The sequence below is a fragment of the Rhodoferax sp. genome, assembly GCF_014859475.1.
GTDB lineage: Bacteria > Pseudomonadota > Gammaproteobacteria > Burkholderiales > Burkholderiaceae_C > Rhodoferax.
In genome coordinates, this window is sequence record NZ_JACUUE010000266.1 from 1 (window position 1) to 2,780 (window position 2,780).

Below are 2,780 nucleotides of genomic sequence, written 5' to 3' on the forward strand. Positions count from 1 at the left end.
GTGGGTTCGTTGATGATGCGCTTGACGTCCAGGCCAGCAATGCGGCCGGCGTCCTTGGTGGCTTGGCGCTGGGCATCGTTGAAGTAAGCGGGCACGGTAATGACCGCTTCGGTCACTGGCTCGCCCAGGTAATCTTCAGCGGTTTTTTTCATCTTGCGAAGAATGTCGGCGCTGACCTGCTGCGGTGCCATGCGGTTGCCGCGCACTTCGACCCAGGCATCGCCGTTGTCGGCTGCCGCGATGGTGTAGGGCATCAGGTCGATGTCTTTTTGCACTTCCTTTTCAGAAAACTTGCGACCGATCAGACGCTTCACGGCGTACAGAGTGTTCTTGGGGTTGGTGACCGATTGGCGCTTGGCGGAGGCGCCCACCAGCACTTCGCCGTCTTCCTGATAGGCAATGATGGACGGCGTGGTGCGTGTACCCTCGGCGTTTTCAATCACTTTGGCGGTGTTGCCTTCCATGACGGCGACGCAACTGTTGGTGGTGCCCAAGTCGATACCGATGATTCTTCCCATGATGCTTCCTTAAATGTTTGAGCGTGCACCAGACTGTCATGCAGTTGATGCCTGTGCCCGGAGGGTTTTTAAATTCAGATGTGGGTCAGGTGTGGCTGGCGGCTGATTTTTCAAGCCGGAACCCACATTTATTTTGCGGCTGCCACAGTGACCAGTGCCGGGCGCAGCACGCGCTCGGCAATCAGGTAGCCCTTTTGCAGCACGGTGACCACGGTGTTGGCCTCCTGCTCGGACGGCACCACGCTAATGGCTTGTTGCTGATGCGGGTCGAATTTGTCGCCGGTGGCCGGGTTGATGGCCACTACTTTGTTGCGCTCCAGCGCTGCGATCAGTTGCCGCAGCGTGGCTTGTGAGCCCTCACGCAGTTGTTCGATCGAAGCCTCCTGGATGGCCAGACCGGCTTCCAGGCTGTCAATCACCGGCAGCAGGCTGTCGGCAAACGACTCCAGCGCAAACTTGCGCGTCTTGGATACTTCGTCTTCGGCGCGACGGCGAACGTTTTCGGTATCGGCCTTGGCGCGCAGGAACTGGTCGGCCAGGTCGTGGTTTTGGGCTTGTAGCGCAACCACCTCTGCCTGGCAATCGGCCAGGGTTTGAACTTCCAGTTCAGGCTGGTCGGTTGAGACACCGGTCTGGTCAACGGGATCTGGGCTTGAGCCGGTGGCGGTGGACTTGGGATTGGGCGGGGTCGTGCTAGGTTGGGTCATGCGGGTGTTAGTGAGATTGGAACAACAAGCTTCAGATATGGGGCTTGTTGCCTTGTTTGCAAGAGGTGCAAGCAAAAAATGTTGCCTGTGCGGTTGGCAGGCAGAAAAAAGCGGGCTGATACCCGCTGCCTGGCAGAGGGTGAACGCTTAACCGAGGTTGAGCAGCTCGACTTCGAACTTCAGGGTGGCGTTGGGCGGGATCACGCCGCCTGCGCCGCGCGCGCCGTAGCCCAGTTCGGGCGGGATGATGAGGGTGCGCGTGCCGCCCACCTGCATGCCGGCAACGCCTTCGTCCCAACCCTGGATCACCATGCCGCCACCCAGGCGGAACACAAACGGGTCGCGCCGGTCCTTGCTGGAGTCGAATTTGGCGCCTTGCTGGTCGTTCTGGTAAAGCCAGCCGGTGTAGTGCACGGTGACGTTTTGGCCGGCCGTGGCGGTGGCGCCGCTGCCGAGAATGGTGTCTTCGAAAATCAGGCCGGAAGCAGTTGTAGTCATGGGAATCAATCTATAAAAACAGGAAAAGAAAAAATTGGTCGCGGTGTCTGTCAGGTCTTGGCGGGTGCCAGGCTGGCCATCCATTTGTTGGCAAAGGCGGCCAGGTCACCCATGCGCTTAAGCATGTCCAGGCCCATGGGCGTGGCCAGGTATCCGTCTCTGCCATGGGTGAGCAAGCCCGCAGCCCGCAATTCCTTGAGACGGGTGTTCAGCGTGTTGGGGGTGATACGGCCAACGCTGTCCTGCAAGATGCGAAAGGTTTGCGGATGCCCGTCTTTCAGGGCCCACAATACCCGAATGGCGTAGCGAGACTCCAGCAGGCTCAATAATTGACCAATGGCCACGTTGTCTTTTGACGTCATGTGTTTTGTCTCCTTGGTTGGTCCTGCTTTTCCGGTAGGAAAGAGCGTCATTTACATGGTTTTTTCAGAGCCCAAACTATAGCGCAATTTAAACTTTTGCTACAGGTTTAATAGTAGAAAAAATCAGCGATGGCGCGTGACAGGCTGGCCAATCGCCCGGGCGCTTGCCGCCTTGCCTGACGATGATCAACGATTTGAATGAGGGTGACGAGCCTTGACCCCGGCACTGGCTCCACAGTTAGGGCTGCTTGGTTCCCCACCTGACCCGGTTGGCCGCTTCACCATGCGGGAAGGCCCGTCACTTTGCATTGTAAAGCCTGCGCCTGGCCTCAAGCCACGGTCAGGTCTTTGATGTCCGCGTCTGGCGCATTGGTTTTGACCGAAGCAATGCCGTTATCGCGCGATGCCTTTGACGAATACATTTCGCTGCGCCCGATCACCTGGCCATTGGTCGCCTTCAGGTTGAAATAAGGTTGTCCTGCGCTCGACACGGCACGCTCGAAGCGTTCGTCCACAGCACCATTCTTTTTGCATGATTCAACGCCGGCGCTTGCACTCGCCTTGGTTTCGTACATCTGGCTGGTCAGAATGACCTGGCCATTGCCCGCTTTCAGGTTGAACATGAATTTTCCGTTTTTGGATTGGCTCAATTCAAATTTACCGGCCATGATTTTCTCCTTTGTATGGGGTGATTA

The 2,780-nt window shown here is 57.4% G+C and carries 5 protein-coding genes and 1 other RNA gene; all 6 read right to left on the bottom strand.

Features of this window, described 5'->3' with window-relative positions; genetic code table 11:
• A partial coding sequence (locus IBX54_RS14135; protein ID WP_296543296.1) for an Hsp70 family protein occupies window positions 1–518 on the bottom strand: 518 nt, incomplete at its 3' end.
• 128 nt (window positions 519–646) lie between these two features.
• On the bottom strand, window positions 647–1,225 hold the full coding sequence (gene grpE / locus IBX54_RS14140) for a nucleotide exchange factor GrpE (protein ID WP_296543297.1): 579 nt from the start codon (window positions 1,223–1,225) through the stop codon (window positions 647–649).
• Window positions 1,226–1,372: 147 nt separating this feature from the next.
• Window positions 1,373–1,729: an FKBP-type peptidyl-prolyl cis-trans isomerase gene (locus tag IBX54_RS14145; RefSeq protein ID WP_296543300.1), complete on the bottom strand. Its 357-nt coding sequence runs from the start codon at window positions 1,727–1,729 to the stop codon at window positions 1,373–1,375.
• 44 nt (window positions 1,730–1,773) lie between these two features.
• Window positions 1,774–2,085, bottom strand: coding sequence for a helix-turn-helix domain-containing protein (locus IBX54_RS14150; RefSeq protein WP_296543298.1), 312 nt, complete (start codon window positions 2,083–2,085; stop codon window positions 1,774–1,776).
• 203 nt (window positions 2,086–2,288) lie between these two features.
• Window positions 2,289–2,385, bottom strand: an RNA gene (gene ffs / locus IBX54_RS14155) — signal recognition particle sRNA small type.
• 29 nt (window positions 2,386–2,414) lie between these two features.
• Window positions 2,415–2,753 (bottom strand): YegP family protein, encoded by a 339-nt coding sequence (locus IBX54_RS14160; protein ID WP_296543299.1) that lies wholly within the window; start codon window positions 2,751–2,753, stop codon window positions 2,415–2,417.
• Window positions 2,754–2,780 lie beyond the last annotated feature (27 nt).